Origin of the sequence: Gordonia sp. Z-3 (genome assembly GCF_036233855.1) — a bacterium.
Lineage (GTDB): Bacteria > Actinomycetota > Actinomycetes > Mycobacteriales > Mycobacteriaceae > Gordonia > Gordonia tangerina.
In genome coordinates this window covers 15,537-33,921 of record NZ_JAZARS010000024.1, presented here as the reverse complement: position 1 = coordinate 33,921, position 18,385 = coordinate 15,537, and the positions used below count along the sequence as shown (strand labels likewise).

16 protein-coding genes and 1 riboswitch are annotated in these 18,385 nt (G+C 67.0%); of the genes, 8 read left to right on the top strand and 8 right to left on the bottom strand.

Annotated elements, in window-relative coordinates; translation table 11 throughout:
• Nucleotides 1-38 precede the first annotated feature (38 nt).
• From VX037_RS21805 to VX037_RS21795, 3 genes are all read right to left on the bottom strand, one after another.
• A complete protein-coding gene (locus VX037_RS21805; RefSeq protein WP_235721850.1) occupies nucleotides 39-2,654 on the bottom strand; it encodes a helix-turn-helix transcriptional regulator in 2,616 nt (871 codons plus the stop codon).
• A gap of 84 nt (nucleotides 2,655-2,738) precedes the next feature.
• Nucleotides 2,739-3,491, bottom strand: coding sequence for an ABC transporter permease (locus tag VX037_RS21800; RefSeq protein WP_235721849.1), 753 nt, complete (start codon nucleotides 3,489-3,491; stop codon nucleotides 2,739-2,741).
• Nucleotides 3,488-4,435: an ABC transporter ATP-binding protein gene (locus tag VX037_RS21795; RefSeq protein ID WP_235721848.1), complete on the bottom strand. Its 948-nt coding sequence runs from the start codon at nucleotides 4,433-4,435 to the stop codon at nucleotides 3,488-3,490. The genes VX037_RS21800 and VX037_RS21795 overlap by 4 nt, the downstream gene beginning before the upstream one ends.
• Before the next feature lie 49 nt (nucleotides 4,436-4,484).
• On the opposite strand from VX037_RS21795, the gene VX037_RS21790 reads away from it, so the two are divergent.
• The gene (locus VX037_RS21790; protein ID WP_235721847.1) at nucleotides 4,485-4,772 is read left to right on the top strand and encodes a DUF1330 domain-containing protein; all 288 of its coding nucleotides are present in this window, start codon (nucleotides 4,485-4,487) and stop codon (nucleotides 4,770-4,772) included.
• On the opposite strand, the gene VX037_RS21785 is transcribed toward VX037_RS21790, so the two are convergent.
• On the bottom strand, nucleotides 4,762-5,346 hold the full coding sequence (locus VX037_RS21785) for a TetR/AcrR family transcriptional regulator (protein WP_235721846.1): 585 nt from the start codon (nucleotides 5,344-5,346) through the stop codon (nucleotides 4,762-4,764). The two genes, VX037_RS21790 and VX037_RS21785, sit on opposite strands and share 11 nt — an antisense overlap.
• A 116-nt stretch (nucleotides 5,347-5,462) precedes the next feature.
• On the opposite strand from VX037_RS21785, the gene VX037_RS21780 reads away from it, so the two are divergent.
• Nucleotides 5,463-6,647, top strand: a complete 1,185-nt coding sequence (locus VX037_RS21780; protein WP_235721845.1) for an oxygenase MpaB family protein — start codon at nucleotides 5,463-5,465, stop codon at nucleotides 6,645-6,647.
• Between the two features lie 315 nt (nucleotides 6,648-6,962).
• The gene (locus VX037_RS21775) at nucleotides 6,963-8,210 is read left to right on the top strand and encodes an HNH endonuclease (protein ID WP_328715851.1); all 1,248 of its coding nucleotides are present in this window, start codon (nucleotides 6,963-6,965) and stop codon (nucleotides 8,208-8,210) included.
• Between the two features lie 314 nt (nucleotides 8,211-8,524).
• On the opposite strand, the gene VX037_RS21770 is transcribed toward VX037_RS21775, so the two are convergent.
• From VX037_RS21770 to thiO, 3 genes are all read right to left on the bottom strand, one after another.
• A complete protein-coding gene (locus tag VX037_RS21770) occupies nucleotides 8,525-9,343 on the bottom strand; it encodes a thiazole synthase (protein WP_268899811.1) in 819 nt (272 codons plus the stop codon).
• Between the two features lie 4 nt (nucleotides 9,344-9,347).
• Nucleotides 9,348-9,545, bottom strand: a complete 198-nt coding sequence (gene thiS / locus VX037_RS21765; RefSeq protein ID WP_235722009.1) for a sulfur carrier protein ThiS — start codon at nucleotides 9,543-9,545, stop codon at nucleotides 9,348-9,350.
• The gene (gene thiO, locus VX037_RS21760; RefSeq protein ID WP_235722008.1) at nucleotides 9,545-10,654 is read right to left on the bottom strand and encodes a glycine oxidase ThiO; all 1,110 of its coding nucleotides are present in this window, start codon (nucleotides 10,652-10,654) and stop codon (nucleotides 9,545-9,547) included. Before thiO ends, thiS begins: the two co-directional genes overlap by 1 nt.
• Nucleotides 10,652-10,766: riboswitch (TPP riboswitch) on the bottom strand. (Overlaps the previous gene by 3 nt.)
• Before the next feature lie 81 nt (nucleotides 10,767-10,847).
• Between thiO and thiE the strand changes: the two genes are divergently transcribed.
• Both thiE and VX037_RS21750 read left to right on the top strand, forming a co-directional pair.
• Nucleotides 10,848-11,531 (top strand): thiamine phosphate synthase, encoded by a 684-nt coding sequence (gene thiE, locus VX037_RS21755; protein WP_235721843.1) that lies wholly within the window; start codon nucleotides 10,848-10,850, stop codon nucleotides 11,529-11,531.
• 184 nt (nucleotides 11,532-11,715) lie between these two features.
• Entirely contained in the window at nucleotides 11,716-12,186 is a 471-nt protein-coding gene (locus VX037_RS21750) for a hypothetical protein (RefSeq protein ID WP_308191641.1), read from the top strand.
• Between the two features lie 54 nt (nucleotides 12,187-12,240).
• Here the strand turns inward: VX037_RS21750 and VX037_RS21745 are convergent, their stop codons facing one another.
• Nucleotides 12,241-12,723 carry an NUDIX hydrolase gene (locus VX037_RS21745; protein WP_235721842.1) on the bottom strand — a complete coding sequence of 161 codons (483 nt, stop codon included), beginning with the start codon at nucleotides 12,721-12,723 and terminating at the stop codon, nucleotides 12,241-12,243.
• Between the two features lie 423 nt (nucleotides 12,724-13,146).
• Here VX037_RS21745 and VX037_RS21740 point away from each other — a divergent pair, with 423 nt between their 5' ends.
• The 3 genes from VX037_RS21740 (at nucleotide 13,147) to VX037_RS21730 (ending at nucleotide 18,256) form a co-directional block, all read left to right on the top strand.
• Nucleotides 13,147-14,592: a hypothetical protein gene (locus VX037_RS21740; protein ID WP_235721841.1), complete on the top strand. Its 1,446-nt coding sequence runs from the start codon at nucleotides 13,147-13,149 to the stop codon at nucleotides 14,590-14,592.
• Nucleotides 14,589-15,596 (top strand): transporter substrate-binding domain-containing protein, encoded by a 1,008-nt coding sequence (locus VX037_RS21735; protein ID WP_235721840.1) that lies wholly within the window; start codon nucleotides 14,589-14,591, stop codon nucleotides 15,594-15,596. The genes VX037_RS21740 and VX037_RS21735 overlap by 4 nt, the downstream gene beginning before the upstream one ends.
• 86 nt (nucleotides 15,597-15,682) lie before the next feature.
• On the top strand, nucleotides 15,683-18,256 hold the full coding sequence (locus tag VX037_RS21730) for a serine/threonine-protein kinase (protein ID WP_235721839.1): 2,574 nt from the start codon (nucleotides 15,683-15,685) through the stop codon (nucleotides 18,254-18,256).
• Nucleotides 18,257-18,385 lie beyond the last annotated feature (129 nt).

Genomic DNA, 18,385 nt, shown 5'->3' with positions numbered 1-18,385 from the left:
AGACCGGGTCGGTCGGGCGCTTTCGGTGAGAGTCGACCTCAGTTGCTGCCGGAGCTCGCCTTGAGCAGCAGCGCGGCGATCTCGGACCGGTCGGCGACGTCGAGTTTGGTGCAGGCGCGGTAGATGTGGCCTTCCACGGTGCGTACCGACACCGTCAGGCGTTGCGCGATCTCCTTGTTGGACAGACCGGCCGCCACCAGGTTGGCGATCTCGCGTTCGCGGGTGGTCAGTGGCAACGGTTGTGCGGATTCCACCAGCGCGGGTGTCCGCAAACCGCCGCATTCGGCGGCCAACCGGTTGGCCACCGCCGCCGACGCCACCGTCGCGGCCCGGCTGCCCTCCGCCTCATGGAGCACACTGGCCTGCGCCGCCGCGTCGGCCGCCGACAACCGAAATCCCAAACGCTCGAATTCCGTTGCACACAAGTCGAGTTCGACGGCATCACGCGACTCCAGCGCGCTGGCGTGACGAGCGTAGAGTCCCGCGAGCGGTCCATCGATCATCCCGGCGAGTTCGCGGAGTCGCTGCGCGCCGGACGGATCACCGAACCGGGCCGCGGAGTGCAAGGCCTCGGCCTCGATAGCGAACTGCGCGGTTCGTCGGGCGTCGTCGGCGGCCTTGACCGCGGTCTCGACGGCCAGCGACACCGTACCGGCCGAGGCCTGCTGCCACGACTCCGCGACCGCCAACATCGGACCGAACACGGCGATGTGGCGGCCGTACTTGGTGTGCGCCCGACGCAGGGCACGCTCGGCGTCGTCGGTCCGCCCGCACGCGCTGAACGCCTGCACCACGTAGAACATTGCGGGATAGTTCCAGGATTCGGCCACCCCGTTGCCACTGTCCAGGGTGGCAAGCGTCTGTTCCATCCGGCGGCCGACCGATGCGCTGTCGCCGCGCGCCAGCTCGACGACCGATACCAGGATTCCAGCCAACGCCCAACCCACGTACTGGCCGATGTTGGAGAACCGTACGTACCGGTCGGCGCGGGTCGCCGCTTCATCCAGTTGACCGGTCAGGGTGAGTGCGAGGATCTCGCCGAGTCCGGCCGGAAACCGCAGCAGACCGTCGGTCTGGGTCTCGGCCACGCGCGCCCGCGCCGCCAGAGCAGCCACCTCGTCCCCGCGTCCGGCAACAGCTCGGGCCAGTCCACCGCCCAGCACGGCGAACTCCACCGCCCACGGGGACGGGTCCGCCGAGTCGAGCACCTCCTCCGACAGCGCGATCGCCTCGTCGATTCGGTTCTCGAAGGCGGCGCACGCGGACATGAAACCCCTGACCACCAGGGCCAAGTTCGGGTCGGTGACCTTGTCCTGCAGCATCTCGAGGACCTCGTCGGCGCGATCGGCATCGCCGATGGCCCAGAAGATGGTCGCGAACCGCAGCCCACCCCAGAAGATGAGTTCGATCTCGTTGAGGTCCTCGGGCCGAAACCTGTCGAGCACCGCGTCGGCCTCGGACGCATACCCCTGCCACATCAACGACCGTGCCAACGGCTCGGCGGCGCTGAAGCCGCTGCCCTCGGCGACGGCCGCGCGGGCGAAACGCTCACCCAGCGGGGCGTTGGCGAAGGCCAACGCATCGCGGGCGGCCGCACTCATGAGCCCGGAATCGACACCCACGTCGCTCTCCAGCGCGAGGTCGGCCAGCCGGATCCGCTCGGCGGCGGTGTCGGTTCCGCGGGTCTGCAACGCCTTGACCAGTTTGCCGCGCAACCGACGCGACGAGGCCAGGCCCAGTCGGTGCCGGATGACCTCACCGAACAACGGATGGTTGTATTGCACGTTGAGTCGGCGGCCGTCACGCAGGATCCGCACCAGTCCGGCGATCTCGGCTTCCTCGACCGCCTCGTCGCCGGCGAGGTCACCGAGGATGTCGATGTCGAGAGGCTCGCACAGGGCAAGGTACTTGAGGACCGTGAGCACCGAGTCGTCGAGCTGCTCGATCCGGCTTTCCAACAACGACGCCAGCTCGGAGGTGATCGCGGCGCGTCCACGTAGTTGCCAGATCCCATTCACCTGACGGAGCGTCTCGGCTTGGCGCGCCCCTTCCACGAGGTGGCGCAGGAACAGCGCGTTACCGCCGGAGGCCTCCCACATCAGATCCGCCGACAGACCTTCGAGCTGACCACCCAGCACCGATTCGATCAGTTCGACGCTCTGCTGTTTGCTGAACGGTGACAGCGTGATTCGGGTGAGGTGATTGTCCTTCCACAGCGAGGTGACGGCGTCGGGCACGCTCTCCCCGGACCGCACCGTGGCGACGATGTGCACGGCACGATCGATGGCGAGCTGATGCAACAGGGTCGCCGACAGTTCGTCGAGCAGGTGCGCGTCGTCGACACCGATCACGACGTTGCCGTCGGACAGCAACGATTCGCGGGCGGCGGCCAGGTAGGTCACCGGGTCGCTCGACGTCGCCGGGCCGACGAGATGGGCGAACACGCCGAGCGGGATACTGCGGGCGGATTCGGTACCGGCGACCCACCGCACGCCACCGTCGAGGGCGGCGGTGACGTGGCGGGCCAGCGTGGTCTTACCGACACCCGAATCGCCGGTCAGCACAACACCACACGCATTCGTCTCGCCGCGCAGTGCGGCTTCGATGATGCGGAACTCTTTCTCGCGCTCGACCAGAGGCCAATCGGAGGACATGGGGAGAGTTTAGTCTCACGGCCTCGGTCGGGACACAGGTCAGGGTGGGTGACGGTACGCGTACATACCGATGTACGACACAGTTCAGGCGTCGCGGCGGTCGGTGACGACGATGCCGAGCGCGAAGATCACTGCCGCGAACACCGCGAAGTAGATCAGGGACCCGTAGACGTTCCAGTGGTAGTCGGTGCCGGCGAGGTCGCCGTTGAGGAACCGGCTGCCGTTGGCGAACGGCAGGAAGGGGGCGATGTGGTCGCCGATCTTGGGCAGAATGGTCAGGATAGATTCCAACGCCAGGTTCCAGATGAGGACGATGACGATCGCGCCCGCAGTATGACGGACGATCGCGCCGACACCGAGGCCGATGACCACGTAGAGCGCCGCGAGCACGGCGGTACCCCAGATCTGCCGGATCACCACACTGTCGCCGAACTCGATGCCGACCGTCGTGCCACCGACGACACGCGCCAACGCGACACCCACGATGGCCAGCAGCACGCTGACGAGTAACGCCAGCAGACCGAAAACCGCGGCCTTGGCGATGAGCACGACCGGCCGACGCGGCACGGCCTGGAATGTGGTCCGAATGGTGCCAAACCGGTACTCGCTGGTCACAGCCAGCACCGCCATGATCATCAACACCAACACACCGAACGAGTTGAGGCCGATGAGGGCCGTCCACGCCGCCTCACCAGGTGTCGACGCGAGCGGACCGCTGGTGGTGGCCCCGGTCACCAAAGCCAATCCGATGGTCAGCACCGCGACGATCGCCACACACCAGTAGGGCGAGCGCGTGGAGGTGAGTTTGATGCGCTCGGCATCCATCGCCGTGATCATCGCGGTCCTCCCTGCGCGGCGGTGCCGGCCGGCCCGCCACCCTGATATTGGACCGCACCGGCGGTCATCGTCATGAACACCTCTTCGAGTGACGCGGTGGCTCCGGTGAGTTCGTGCAGCACGATTCCGGCATGCGCGGCGATGTCGCCGACCTGATCGGTGACCACGTCGGCGATGTCGAGCACCGGACGGCCATCGGAAGCCACGGCGGGGGTGACCCGCAATCCGGCCTCGGCCAACACCCGGTGCAGGGCGTCGAGCTGTGGGCTGCGCACCCGCACACTGCTCGATGCCCGGCTGGTGAACTCGGCGACCGAACAGTCCGCGATCAATTTGCCCTGTCCGATCACCACAAGGTGGTCGGCGGTCAGGGACATCTCGGTGAGTAGGTGGCTCGACACCAGCACGGTGCGACCCTGTGCGGCCAGATTGCGCATGAACCCGCGGATCCAGACGATGCCCTCGGGATCGAGACCGTTGACCGGTTCGTCGAACAGCAGGGTGTGCGGGTCGCCGAGCATCGCTCCCGCCAGGCCGAGGCGTTGCTTCATACCCAGCGAGAACCCACCGGCGCGTTTGCCGGCCACCGACGCGAGGCCCACCATGTCGAGGACCTCGTCCACCCGCCGCCGCGGGATGCCGTTGGACGCGGCCATCCAGCGCAGATGCGAACGCGCGCTGCGGTTGGGATGAATCCAGCTCGCGTCGAGCAGTGCGCCGACCTGGCGCAGCGGGGCGTCGAGCTCCCGATAGGGCCGGCCGTCTACGGTCGCGGTTCCGGCGGTGGGGCGGTCGAGACCGAGCATCATCCGCATCGTCGTGGATTTGCCTGCCCCGTTGGGTCCCAGGAAACCGGTCACCAGGCCGGGGCGAACCTCGAAGGTGAGGTCGTCGACGGCACGCACCGGCCCGAAGACCTTCGTCAAGTTCTCGACTGTGAGCACGCTCTCGACCTTAGACATCTGGTGGCGTTTGCGGGCGTAGCGTGATGGCGTGCCGGTCACGTTGGTCGTCCTGCTGTGGTCCGTCGATGGCTGCGACGACGCGCTCCACGCCTATGAGGACGACGTGCTGCGGCTGGTGTCTGCGCACGGCGGTCGTGTGCTGGTGCGGGCCCGCCGCACCGACGACGATCCGTCACATCCGTTGGAGACCCAGGTCATCGAGTTCGACGACCGGGCCGGGTCCGACGCATACCTGGCCGATCCGCGTCGGATGTCGATGGCCGATCGCCGCGCGGCATGTGTGGCGCGGACACAGATGTGGCCGGTCACCGTGTGACTGGTCGGGGCGGCGCGTCCGGCGGCAGCACCGCGGCGAGCAACATCCGGGCCGCGGTGGCGACCAACTCGTCGCGGTCGGCCCCGTCGGGCCGCAACAGCGCGATGCGCAGACACAGATTGGCGGTTGCGCCCATGGTGAGGAACACCAGATCGTCGAGTTCATGCGGCTCGAGGTCCGGTCGCAGTCGGGCGGGGAGGATGCGGGCCAGCGGGACCAGAGGTTCTTCGACCTCTGCCCATGCGTCGCCGAACTCCGCCTCGGTGGTCGAGTACGACACGCGCAGGACCGGGTCGTGCTTCTCGAACGCGGCGGTCAACGTCTCGACGATGGTCACCATCGCGGTCATGGGTTCCGCGTCCATCGCGCGGCCAACGCCGGTGGCCAACGACGTGGTGATGTCGTGGATCGCGGCCGCACGCAACTCCTCGATGAGTGCATCGATGTCGGCGAAGTAGCGGTAGACCGTGCCGATACTGACGTGAGCATGGTCGGCGAGTTGCTGCGTGGTGGGACGGATGCCCGGCCGCCTGACCAAAAGCTCCACCGCGCCAGAGAGAAGTCGTCTGCGCATCTCAACGCTGCGATTCTGCTGCGGACGGGCACGTCGGGATCTCGGTGGAGAGCGTCGCGCGGCACCGGCCATGAAAGTGAATAGTAAGTGAGGATTCCTCGTGTTTCACTGAAGCCGTGGAACTGCACCCGCCCGGAGAACTGGTGAACGCCGACCTCGCCGTCGCACGCTACGGCGCGGCGGGCGAACGGTGGGTGTCGGCGATGTGGCAAGGCGATGCACTCGCGGACGCCGTGGCGAACGACAACTTCGCCGGATCGTCGACGACCGACGCGGTGCGCACTGCGCTCGAGCACGGGATCGACGCCCTCGACGATGCCCCCGATTCGCTGCGGAACCTCTTCGAATTCCTGGACGACGAGCCCGATTGGGTCGATCACACCCGGCTCGACCGCGCTGCCGACGCACTGATCCGGCACACCGCGGCGCTGGGGGTGGTACTGGCCGCAGCGTCGTTGCTGCGCGGAGCCGGCAACAGCATCGCAGGCAAGCCGTTGGTGCAGACCGGCCGGTACGCGTCGATGCCCGCCGTCCGGTCGGTCGAGGTCGGCGAGTGGATGCGTCAGATCCTGACGCCGGGCGGGATGCGTCGTGAAGGCGGCGGTTTCGCCTACACCGTCCGGGTTCGGATGATCCATGCGCACGTGCGTCGCGGCCTGTACCGGTCCGGGAAATGGGACGAGCCGGCGTGGGGTGTGCCGATCCCGCAGCCGTACATGGCGTTCACGATGGCCGAGTTCGGCCACATCGCGCTTGAGGCCATGCACAGCCTCGGGGTTCGGCTCAGCGACGACGACCTCGATGCCGTCTATCACCTATGGCGCTACGTCGGACACGTGATCGGCATGGAGCCAGAGCTGAATCCGGCCGACGAGTCCGATCACATCCGGATCGAGGAACTCTACCGACTCACCTCGCCCGGACCTGACGACCACGACCGCGAGTTCGTGGTCGCACTCACCGACGATTACCTGATCCCAGAGATCGCCAATACGCTGCCGGGCCCCACCACCGCCCGACGCGCGGCGGCCACCCGATTGGTCCATGCGCTCCAGCGGGTGTTCCTGGGGGATTCCGACGCCGATGCGTTACAGATCCCCGACACTCGACTCAAGCACGTCATCCGCGCGGGCGCGCCCGTGATGGCAGGATTCGGTCACATCCGAATGCGCATCGGCGGTGGTCCACAACGCATCTCGCAACGGGGCTACCGCGTCCGAGACGCCGAGATGACTCGCATGCGCGCCGCCTACGGCGTCACCCACGAACTGGTGGACAACGCACCCCAGCCCGTTGGTTGATCAGCGGCGTGCCGACCCATGCACCGCCGCCCCCGCCACTGGTTGAGTAGCGGCGTGCTGCCCATGCACCGCCGCCCCCCGTCGTTTGTTGAGTAGCGGCGAGCGAGCCTGCCGCGTATCGAAACCCCCGCCCCGCAGCAACACTCCCTGTCGCATGTCGAGTAGCGACGAGCGAGCCCATGCCGCTGGTTGAGTAGCGGCGTGCGAGCCTGCGAGCCCGCCGCGTATCGAAACCACCCCACCCGCTCAAAAATCTTCTGCACTATCTTTAAGAAACTCCTTGACGTCGAACTGGTGTTCGACCATAGTGGAGTCATGGGAGCTTCGGGGGATCTCACCACCATCACTGATTCTGTTCGTGACCTGCACTTGGGCGACGATATGTCGGGGCGTGCCGCGTTCGATGCGATGACCGCTCTGGTCGTGCTGCGTAATCTGATCGACCATCACGCTGCGACGGTGGTCGGCCATCTGGATCGACTGGGTGTGGCCCGCGATCACGGCCGCAAACTCAGTGAGTTGTTGATCGTGATGGGGCTCGCGCCGGCGGTGGCGACCCGTCTGATCCGGATCGCCGCCGCACGCGAGAAACTGCCGACCCTGGCCGCGCATGCCGCTGATGGGGCGATCTCCGCCGAGCATGTCGACGCGGTGGGTAAAGGGGTCGATCATGTCGGGAAAAGATCGGCGGAACCGCTCGACGATGTGGCGCGTCTAAACATCGTGACCGAACTTCTCGCCCAATTCTTTTCCGGCGCCACCCCCGCCGACATCGGTAAACGTGCGCGTCGTCTGGGCAACCAGGCCGCCGCCGACACCGGTGGGCTACCGGCATCCGAGGACCGCAACCTCAACACGCTCACCCACGATGTCGATGGTGACGGACGGCTGCAGGTGCGCGCCGACCTCAACACCGAGGTCGGCGAAAAATTCTCGGCTGCGATGGAAGAGTTGGCGGCACCGCGTCCCGAACCCGACGGGTCGCCTGATGCCCGCGGCCCGGAGCGCCGCCACGCCGACGCGTTGGAGGCATTACTCGATATCGCTGCCCGTAGTGGTGATGTGGCGTCCGCGCCGCGTCACCGACTGCTGGTGTCGGTGCCCGCTGATACTCCTGATTTGGCCGAGTTGCCGTTCCTGGGGTCGATCACTGAAGCCATGCTGCGCACGTTGACGTGCGACACCACCGCGACGGTCGCGATCGTCGACGGTGAGGCGGTGCCGATGGAGATGAGTAAAGACAAACGCCTGTTCCCAGCCCATCTCCGTAAGGCGTTGCACAAACGCGACGAGTGTTGCATCAAATGCGGTGTGGCGGCCTCCCGCTGCCAAGGCCATCACCTCGTGCATTGGGCTGATGGTGGAATCACGGTGTTGGACAACGGATGTTTGCTGTGCCCGTCGTGTCATGCCGACATCCACCACAACGGGTGGGAGGTGATCATGGGTCACGACCGACATCCCTGGCTCATCCCACCCGCCGCTGTTGACCCGACACGTCGGCCGATACCGGCCTACAACCGACGCACGATGAACCTCGACAACCTACCCGCCGCCGCCTGAGCCACGCTGACCACTTCCCACGCACCCGGCCCCGGTCGGGACCGCAACCGTCCCTTGAGAACTCCATAGAGTGAACCAACGGCGCCGCAACGGTGTCGCGTACCCGACGGCCACATCGGTTGCACAGCAACCCATGTGGTGCGCGATACGCGACACCGTACGCCGGGCGAGCAGCATGCGGGCCCACTGCCCAACCGCAGTTTGCCCCAACCCGCTGGTTGCGTAGCGGCGAGCGAGCCTGCGAGCCCGCCGCGTATCGAAACCGGCTCCACGCCAATGTATTTCGCCATGATCGTCACATCGCGAGGTATTATTCAGGCGCGTTGCGGCGAGGACGCCCGAGCCCAGAAGCGCTTCGGGATACGGCCGGCGCCGGCGGCATGACGCCCGGCGATCACCGCGTGCCTCATCGCCGTGGCCATTCGCTCCGGGTCATCAGCGCGCGTGACCGCGGAGGCGAGCAGGACTGCATCGCAACCGATTTCCATGGCGAGAGCGGCGTCGCTCGCAGTGCCGATACCCGCGTCGAGGACCACCGGCACCTGTGCATCTGCGACGATCATCTCGATGTTGTGCGGATTCGCGATACCCAATCCGGTACCGATCGGTGACCCGAGTGGCATCACGGCTGCGACACCGAGATCCTGCAGCCGCCCGGCAAGAACCGGATCGTCGTTGGTGTAGGCCAACACGGCGAAGCCATCGTCGACCAAGGCCCTCGCCGCGTCGATCAGTTCGATCGGGTCGGGTAGCAGGGTACGTTCATCGGACACCACTTCGAGTTTCACCCAATGGGTCTCGACGGCCTCACGGGCGAGCTGTGCGGTCAATACTGCTTCGGCCGTCGTATGGCAACCAGCAGTGTTGGGCAGGATCGCGATGTCGAGGCGGCGCAGCAACTCGATCATCCCGGTACGCGAGTCCGGACTCACACGCCGCAAGGCCACGGTGGTCAGCTCGGTGCCCGACGCCACCAGTGCCCGCTCGAGAACGGCCAGGTTGGAGATCCCACCGGTGCCCATGATGAGCCGAGAAGCGAACTCGCGGTCCGCGATCCGCAGACAGTCAGTGGCCTTCGCGTTCCCGTATAGCGCGGATTCGGCATTCGTATCCGTGGTCGGATCATTCCGCATCGCGCTACCCACCCTGCACCGCCGTGACGATTTCGACACCGGCACCCGCATGCAGGGCCGTGCTCCAGCTCCCCCGGGGAACAACCACGCCGTCGACTGCGACGGCGATACCTCGGTCCGGCAGACCCATACTCCTCAGCAGTTCCGCCACCGAGGCATCGGGCCGCAGGGTCATATCCTCTCCGTTGACGGTGACCGTCATCATCTGTTCACTCCTTGGTTGATGGCGTCGCTCGCGTTCGTGGCCCCGACAGTGCGCCGGCCTGCAGCGCCGCGGAGTACGTCGAGGACCACATGAGCCGTATAGGGCGCCAACAGGATTCCGTTGCGGCCGTGACCGGTGGCAACCAGCACCCGCTCATCGATGCGACGGATGATGGGGAGCCCGTCGACCGAACACGGACGCATGCCGGCACCGGCCTCGGCCAGCTCGTAGGTACGCAGACCGGGCATGAGGTCGACGGCGTCGGACAGCAGGTCCGTCACGCCGCCGACATCGGGGGCAAAGGCCGTCTCGTCGAACGGTTCGTACTGAGTGGCGCCGACAACGACGCCGTCCTGCCGCGGGACCAGATACACCGCCCGACCGTGCATCCGCGCTCGCACCACGTGCGTTGGCGGTGGCACCGACCACGTGGTCCGGCGGAGCCGAAGGATCTCTCCCTTGGCCGCATGCAACGACACCTCCGGCACCAGCGCGGACGTTCCCAATCCCGCGGCGACGAGGATGTCATCGGCGTCGGCCAGCTCGGCGAGATCACTGATCCGCCGCTCGATCACCTCACCACCGGCCGCCAGAAGCGCCTCCCGCAACGCGGCGAGCAATCGACGGTTGTCCACCGCGCCCTCACCGATGGCCAGATAGCCGCTGTGCAGCCGGGAGCTCACGGCCGATTCGAGTCGCCGTATCTCAGTCGGGCCCACCCGGCGCAGGTCGTCCTGGGCGCGCGGTCGGCGGGCCCAGACGAAGTCGGCGAGAGTATCGAGATGTTCGGCGTCGGCGGAGGACGCTGCGACGAACAGCGAGTCGGCGGCTGCCAGAACGCTGTGGCCGCCCAGACGGGACAGCAACTGCGGCCAGCGGCGCACCGACTCGGTGGACAATGCCAGCAGCTCGTCCTCCCCGGGATGCCCTTCACCCAGGGACCCGAGCATGCCCGCCGCCACCCATGCCGCCCGATGCTCGGCGCCGGCGTCAAACACCCGAACCCGCCAACCGGCGTCGGCAGCGGCCAACGCACAGGTCAAGCCGATGACACCGCCACCGATCACCGCCAGCAGGCCGGTGGCGGAGCCGGAATTGTCAGCAATCACGTCCGATCATCCTTCCTTCGCCGGCATTACCCGGATCAGGTCAAACGGTCAGCGGAGGATCGATCCGCACTCTCAGCCCGGCGCACCCCGGGCTCCCGTGTCGTTCCACCCCAGGCTACCGCCGTCGTTCTGGGCGTTGGCACGGCGGTGGCGACCCGGGGCCGCAGTCGTCTCGACTCCCACGGCTAGCGTGGCCACCGTGACCGACACCCGAAGCGCGCGGACCGCGCGGCTCGCCGACGCCCGCCTCTACCTGTGCACCGACGCCCGCCGGGAACGCGGAGATCTCGTCGACTTCGTGTCCGCTGCAGTCGCCGGCGGTGTCGACATCGTCCAGTTACGGGACAAGGGTTCGCCCGGCGAAGCGCAGTTCGGCACCCTCGAGGCCCGAGAGGAACTCGAGATCCTGGCACGTATGCGCGCCATCGCCCACCAGCACGGCGCGATGCTCGCGGTCAACGACCGCGCCGACATCGCCGCACTGTCACGCGCCGATGTCCTGCACGTCGGACAGGGCGACCTGCCCGCCAAGCTGGCCCGCCACATTGCCGGCGCCGACATCGCGATCGGCATCTCCACCCACGACGCAACACAGTTACGCGAAGCGGTCGACGACGACGACGTCGACTACTTCTGCGTCGGGCCGTGCTGGCCCACGCCGACCAAACCCGGCCGGTCCGCCCCCGGCCTGGGCCTCGTCCGTCAGGCAGCGGCGGTCGCGACCGAGAAGCCGTGGTTCGCCATCGGCGGCATCGACGCCGACCGGCTCACTGCGGTGACCGATGCCGGAGCCCGCCGGGCAGTGGTGGTCCGCGCGATCACCGCCGCCGACGATCCACGCACGGCCGCCACGCAGTTGCGTGGTGCGCTGTAGGACGTTGCGCCGACAACGCAGTTGCCGCGTCGCAACTGCGCGGTCTATCGTGGTCGCCATCATGTTGTGCATGCAGAACGCGCTCGTAACCCGCCGCAGCGGGGTCTGAATCTGACCGACCCCCCGCTGCGGGGTCGTTGCGCATCTGCCCGTCGGTCGCTCCTCGACCGGACAGGCGAATTCCATGCACACCATCCGACGCACAACACATCCACGCACCGATCCGTTCGCGGCTCGGTTCGGTCAGTCGCTGCCACGCGGCATGCGCGAGGAGGCGACCGGCCTGAGCTGGGAAGGCTTCCTCGCCGAGTACGCCCCGACCGGGGCGATCCGGCTGGGCACCTGGTCGACCCGACGGGACCGAGAAGACCTGGTCACCTGCCAGGCCACCATCGCCCACGCCGACAAGATCATGTCGTTACAGGCGACCGCCGCCGGCCCGATCGGGGCAATGACGTCGATGTTGCACGACATCGGGGCGCCGGTCCAGATCGCCGGACTCCATCAGCGCGAGGTCGCCGGGACCGTCATCACATTCCTGCTGTGCGAACACGACGACCGCCGATGCTGGGCGTACGGCACCGGCCAGACCGCCGACGAAGCCAACGTCCGCGCACTCATCGCCGGGGCCAACCGGCTCCGGCCGACGCAGTGACCGGCGGTGGCCCGATCCCAAAACTGGGCCCGACTGCAGAATTGGGCCCGATTCTCAGCTCCGCGGATCGAGAGCGTTGATGCGTTCCTGCAGCATCGGCCAAGCATTCTCGAAACCCGGATGCAACGGCAACTCGGAGATGTCGTCCTCGCGCACCCAGCGCAGCTCAGCGGACTCGAAGTTCGCCACGGTGTCCACCGGTTGATCAACCTCTGCGATCACCGTGGTGTACGTCCACCCGCTGGGCGCCTGGTGGGTGACGATCGCGGCAACCACCCGCAGCGCGCTGTCCCCGATACCGGCTTCCTCGTCGGCCTCGCGGATCGCCGTGTCGATCGCACTCTCATGAGAGTCGCGGGCACCTCCGGGCAAACCCCAGGTACCGCCCTGGTGCGACCACACCGCCCGGTGCTGGAGCAGGATCCCGGTGGACCCGTCGGACAGCGGCGCGCGCAGCAGCAGTCCTGCCGCACCATTGCGGCCCCAGTAGCGCGAACCGTCCGGATCGACCACCCAACCGTCGCCGTCTCCGCGCACTCTGCCTCCTGCTGCTCGTCGTCGCCCCGACTCTCCAACCGTGCGGCCCGGACGTCGTCCACCGTATGTGAGGCGGCCGGTACTGGCCAGAGTGCGAACGTGGAATTCACTCCGCCGACCCGATCCGCCTCTGGTCGACTCCCCCGCCGACCCGATCCGCCCGCAATCCGAGAAGTGCGGGGACACGGCACCGCACGTCGAGCCGGGCGCGCACCCGAGGACTAGGGTTGAGGCAGATGTCCGAACCGTGTCCTCGAGCTTTCGACGCAACGCCGGACATCGCGTTTCGCCTCTTGCCGAGAGACGAAACATATGGACTGCACGCGGCGACAGACAAGGTGGAGACCGTGAACCCGACGCCGGCGCGACCGGCACGATCGGAAAGTGACGCCGGAAATATGGAGAGTTCGGAAGGAACCTGACGTGACCGGCGACGTCTCGCCCATGAGGACCGCGCTCACGCGTGCGGGCCGGACCATCCGGCCCAGTCCCACGGCGCCTCCGATCCGACAGGTGCTCTCCGACCGCCGCAATCTCGTCACCTCGACACGCCAGCGGGCACAGTCGCCGCTGACGACGCTGCGCCACTACTCGGTCACCAGTCCGGGAAAACTCATCCTGATCCTTGTGGTGCTCGCGATCTCGTGTGTGGCCACCGGTCTGTACGCCTCGACAACGTTGGAAGACCGCACCCAGACACTTCGGCTGATGATCGATCGCACCGAGCCGCTCGCCGAAGCCTCCCAGGTTCTCTACAGTTCACTGTCGATCGCCGATGCCTCGGCCAACTCGGCGTTCATCTCCGGCGGCCTGGAATCGCCGGAGTTGCGGACGCGATACGCCGACGCGCTCGCCACCGCGTCGTCGTCGCTGATCATCGCGGCCGGGTCCTCCGAAGAGGTCGAGCGAGCCACCAGCGCGGCCGCCTCTCGCGAGATCGACTCGGACCTCAACACCCTGGCCATCAGCATCCCGGTATACAGCGGCCTCGTGGAAGTCGCCCGGACCAACAACCGTCTCGGCAACCCGGTCGGCTCGGCGTACCTCGGCGAGGCGTCGAACATGATGCAGGAGAAGATCCTGCCGGCCGCCCAGCGCCTGTACCAGCGTCGGTCGATGGCAATCGCCGATCCGCAGAGTGCGCTGACGAAGCCACCGTGGGGTGTGTACATCGCGTTGGTCGCCTTGGTCGTCGGGCTCTTGGCCACCAGCCGCTATCTGGTCAGGCGCACTCGACGTCGATTCAACGTCGGTGTGTTGTCGGCCTTGATCGCAGTCGTCGTGGGGACGGTGTGGCTGCTGACCTCCGGTTTGATGTCGGTGGCCGCCACCAACAACGCGCGCGTGGACGGGGCGGCCCCACTGCGCGAACTCACCTCGGCACGCATTCTCACCCAGCAGGCGCGGTCGGCGGAGACGCTGTCATTGGTGCGCCGCGGTGACCAAGAAGATCAGGACCGCACATTCACCGACACCACCGCCGCCATCGAGCGGCTGATCGACCGGGTGGAGCGCGAGCGCGGTGACTCCAGCGTCGTCACCGACGCGCAGATCTACAACGCCAACTATGTGCTCGACCGCTGGCGTGAACTCGATGCGCAGGTCCGCGCACAGATGTCGGCAGGTGACTTCGCACAGGCCCGCACGATGACGATGGGCGACGGGCGCAACACCACCGCGCAGGCCTACCGCGACCTCGACCGCGCGCTCGTCGACAGCATCACCACCACCCGCCAGGCCTTCCGCGACGACATCAACACCGCCCAACGTGTCCTCGGCTTCACTGGCTCCGGCATCCTCGGACTGACCTTGTTCGCCGGCGCCGCGGTGGTGATCGGACTGATCCCGCGTATCCGGGAGTACCGATGATCGACCGGTTCGAGGTTCGGGTACGCATCAAGAAGCTGACGACGTCGGCGGTACTGGTCCTGGCGGTGGGTGCCGCCGCCACCGGCTGCGCCCGGTTCCCCGCACCGGAATCGCCGCCACCGGTCGCGTTCGGAGCACGTCCGCTGCCTCCCGGTGCGCAGACCGATGTGCCGCGCGAGCCGGTGCCGACCTCGCAGAACTGCGACGCGACGGTGAGCCTGCGCCCCGGTGCGATGCCACCCCCCGGCCAGATGCCGCGGGGCAGCACGATGGCGGAGATCCTGGAGAGCGGGCGGCTCATCGTCGGACTCGACATCGGCAGCAATCTGTTCAGTTTCCGCGACCCGATCAGCGGCGACATCCAGGGATTCGACGTCGACATCGCGCGCGCGATCTCGCAAGCCATCTTCGGCGACGAAGCCACCATCGAGTTCCGGGTGCTCAGTTCCGCCGACCGCACCCAGGCGCTCGCCGACCACTCCGTCGACGTGGTGGTGAAGACGATGAGCATCACGTGTGACCGGCTGCAGGATGTGTCGTTCTCAACCCCTTACTACGTTGCCTACCAACGCATTCTGTCGACCCGCAACTCCGGTGTCACCGAACCTCGGCAACTCGTCGGCAAACGCGTGTGCGCCGCCCGGGGCGCCACCTCCATCGGCCGAATACAGGCCATCGTGCCGCGCGTCAGAATGGTCACCACCACCACGTGGGCCGATTGCCTGGTGATGATGCAACAGGGTCAGGCCGACGCGGTCAGCACCGACGACGCCATCCTCGCCGGCCTCGCCGAACAGGACCCGTGGGTGCAACTCGTGGGGCCTAGTCTCGGCGTGGAGTACTACGGTGTCGGAATCCCGAAGGGCCAAGACGACATGGTGCGTTTCGTGAACGGAGTCCTCGAACAGCTCCGCAGCTCAGGACAGTGGCAAGAGATGTACGACCGCTGGTTGTCGATCCTGGGGCCGAGTAACGGACCGCCACAACCGGTGTACAGAGACTGACGGCATGACCGATGAGGAGACGACGGGGAGCATCCGACCGAGCGGCACTGGCCGATCGAGGTGACGTGCTGAGATGACAGGCTGAGATGACAGACGAGGAGTATCGCCCGCAGGCGCCGGCGTCCACAGCGGACGCGGGCGGGGCCGAGGTGGGCACGCAGGCGGTGAGCCGCGATGAGCTCTGCGACGACGAGCCCGCCGACGTGGGTACCCAGGCGGCGTCGGCCGCCGATCTCGACGTCGGCACCCAGCAGGCGTCGGTTGACGATCTCGATGTCGGCACCCAGCAGGCGTCGGTTGACGATCTCGATGTCGGCACCCAGCAGGCCACCCTCGGCGATCTCGACGTCGGAACCCAGTACGCCGACGTTGGGAACGCAGATGACCAGGAAGACGGACCCACCGACCGGGTGTCGGGACGGTCCGGACCGACGATCCCGACCGACGTTATCTCCGCCCTCGGCTCAGGTCGGCGACTGGTGCCGCGCAACCGATCGATGGTGCACGATCGTCGTCTGGGCAGTGGACTCGTCGAGTTGCCCAAGATCACCGACATCGAGCCCGCAGATGCGGTGCTGACCCACCCGGTCATCGCGGAGAGCAAACGCACGTGCTGGCGATGTGGAAAACCGGTCGGACGCACCTCCGGTCCCGGTCAGGGCGATCTCACCGGCGAGTGCCCGCACTGCGGGGTGCGGTATTCGTTCGTGCCCGGCCTCGAGCAGGGCACACTGGTTGCCGACCAGTACGAGATCGCCGGTGCCATCGCACATGGCGGCCTCGGCTGGATCTATCTGGCCATCGACCGCAACGTCTCCGACCGCCCCGTCGTGCTCAAGGGTCTGCTCAATTCGTCGGACTCCGAGGCGCAGGCAGTGGCTGTCGCCGAACGACAGTTCCTCGCGTCGGTGAACCACCCCGGCATCGTCAAGATCTACAACTTCGTGGAGCACGTCAACGAATTCGGTGACCGTTTCGGCTACATCGTGATGGAGTACATCGGCGGGCAGACCCTCAAACAGATCACTGCCGAGGACGAAGGCGGCACCGGGTTGCTGCCCGTCGAGCACGCGATGGCCTACATGCTGGAGGTACTGCCCGCCGTCGGTTACCTGCACTCCGTCGGCCTGGTCTACAACGACGTCAAACCCGAGAACATCATGGTCGGCAGCGACGAGGTGAAGCTGATCGACCTCGGTGCGGTGTCGGCGATCAACGGGTACGGACACCTGTACGGCACACCGGGTTTCCAGGCCCCCGAGATCGTCCGGACCGGCCCGCAGGTGGCCTCCGACATCTACAGCATCGGTCGCACCCTCGCGGCGCTCACCGTGGACATGCCCAAACGCAACGGCCGCTACCTCGACGGCCTGCCCTCCACTGAAGACACCCCGGTGTTCCGAGATAATCCGTCGTATTACCTTCTGCTGCAACGAGCTACGGCCGAAGACCCTGCCGACCGGTTCGCCTCCACCGACGAGATGACGACCCAGGTCCTCAATGTGCTGCGCGAGATCGTCGCCGTGCACACGGGCGTGCCGCGCCCATCGCTGTCCACGGTGTTCACCCCGCAACGCTCGACGTTCGGTACCGATCTGATGTTGGCACCGGTCGACGGTTTCTTCGATCCCGAACAGGCCGCGTTCTACGATCCTGTCGACATCGCCCGGGCGTTGCCGCTGCCGCTGGTCAATCCCGCCGATCCCGCGTCGAGCATGCTCACCTCGGCCGCGTTCTCCGATCCGCGCCAGACCCTGGACTCCATCCATGCGGCCCGCGCCGACGGCTTCTCGTCACTGCTCGGCCGCACCGACAAGCGCAAACACCCGTCCCTGGAGATCGATCTCGCCGAGGTGCGCGCGCATCTGGAACTCGACGACGTCGACACCGCCCTCGCTCTGTTGCGGGATGTCTCGGTGCACCACGGTGATTCGTGGCGCGTGCAATGGTATCTGGCCATCTGCGCGCTGATGAACGACGAGCCAGAGCTGGCCTATGAGCGGTTCAGCGATGTGCTGCAGGCGATGCCCGGCGAGGTGGCACCGAAGTTGGCGGTGGCCGGTACGGCCGAACTCATCGGCCGGTGGCTGTCGGATGAGGGTTTGCCGTCGGAGAGTCACGACGCACGCATAGCCGAACTATTCGATGTCGCCGCCCACCACTATCACGATCTGTGGCTCACCGACCACGGGATCGTGACCGCGGCCTTCGGGCTGGCACGGCTGGCGGTGGCCGCCGGTGACGTCGCGTCGGCCATCGCACCGCTGGACGAAGTGCCGCCCACCAGCAGACATTTCAACACCGCACGCGCGACGGCGGTGATCGCACTGGTGCACGGCAGACCCACCGGCGAGATCACCCGCCAGCAGGTCGTCGAAGCCGCGCGACGAGTGGGCGTGATGCCCGAGGGCGAACCCCGCAAGCAGCGTCTGCTGCTCATCGTGCTCGGCACCGCCCTGGGCTGGGTGCACGAGAATCCCGACACCGATCCCACCCTTCAACCGACCACGCTGCTGGGATATCCGTTCACCGAGCAGGGCCTGCGGGCCGGCACCGAACGCAGTCTGCGAGCACTGGCCCGACAGACCCGGTCCAACCGAGATCACCGGTTCATGCTCGTCGACCTCGCGAACTACGTGCGGCCGGACACGCTCTTCTGAACACGCCACCCCTCGCTGATAGAACAACCCAAAGCCCGCCCCGCTGATCCAGCAGCCCGAAGCCGCCGCTCCTCGAGTAGCCCGAAGCCCCCGCCCCGCTCCTCGAGTAGCCCGAAGCCCCCGCCCCGC

Excerpts from the sequence above, each read along its gene's own strand:
- VX037_RS21785 (WP_235721846.1), bottom strand. The coding sequence starts at position 5,346 with ATGCGCAGACGACTTCTCTCTGGCGCGGTGGAGCTTTTGGTCAGGCGG.
- VX037_RS21805 (WP_235721850.1), bottom strand. The coding sequence starts at position 2,654 with ATGTCCTCCGATTGGCCTCTGGTCGAGCGCGAGAAAGAGTTCCGCATC.
- thiS (WP_235722009.1), bottom strand. The coding sequence starts at position 9,545 with ATGACGGTCACCGTCAACGGAGAGGATATGACCCTGCGGCCCGATGCC.
- VX037_RS21735 (WP_235721840.1), top strand. The coding sequence starts at position 14,589 with ATGATCGACCGGTTCGAGGTTCGGGTACGCATCAAGAAGCTGACGACG.
- VX037_RS21730 (WP_235721839.1), top strand. The coding sequence starts at position 15,683 with ATGACAGACGAGGAGTATCGCCCGCAGGCGCCGGCGTCCACAGCGGAC.
- VX037_RS21775 (WP_328715851.1), top strand. The coding sequence starts at position 6,963 with ATGGGAGCTTCGGGGGATCTCACCACCATCACTGATTCTGTTCGTGAC.
- VX037_RS21800 (WP_235721849.1), bottom strand. The coding sequence starts at position 3,491 with ATGATCACGGCGATGGATGCCGAGCGCATCAAACTCACCTCCACGCGC.
- VX037_RS21770 (WP_268899811.1), bottom strand. The coding sequence starts at position 9,343 with ATGCGGAATGATCCGACCACGGATACGAATGCCGAATCCGCGCTATAC.
- VX037_RS21750 (WP_308191641.1), top strand. The coding sequence starts at position 11,716 with ATGCACACCATCCGACGCACAACACATCCACGCACCGATCCGTTCGCG.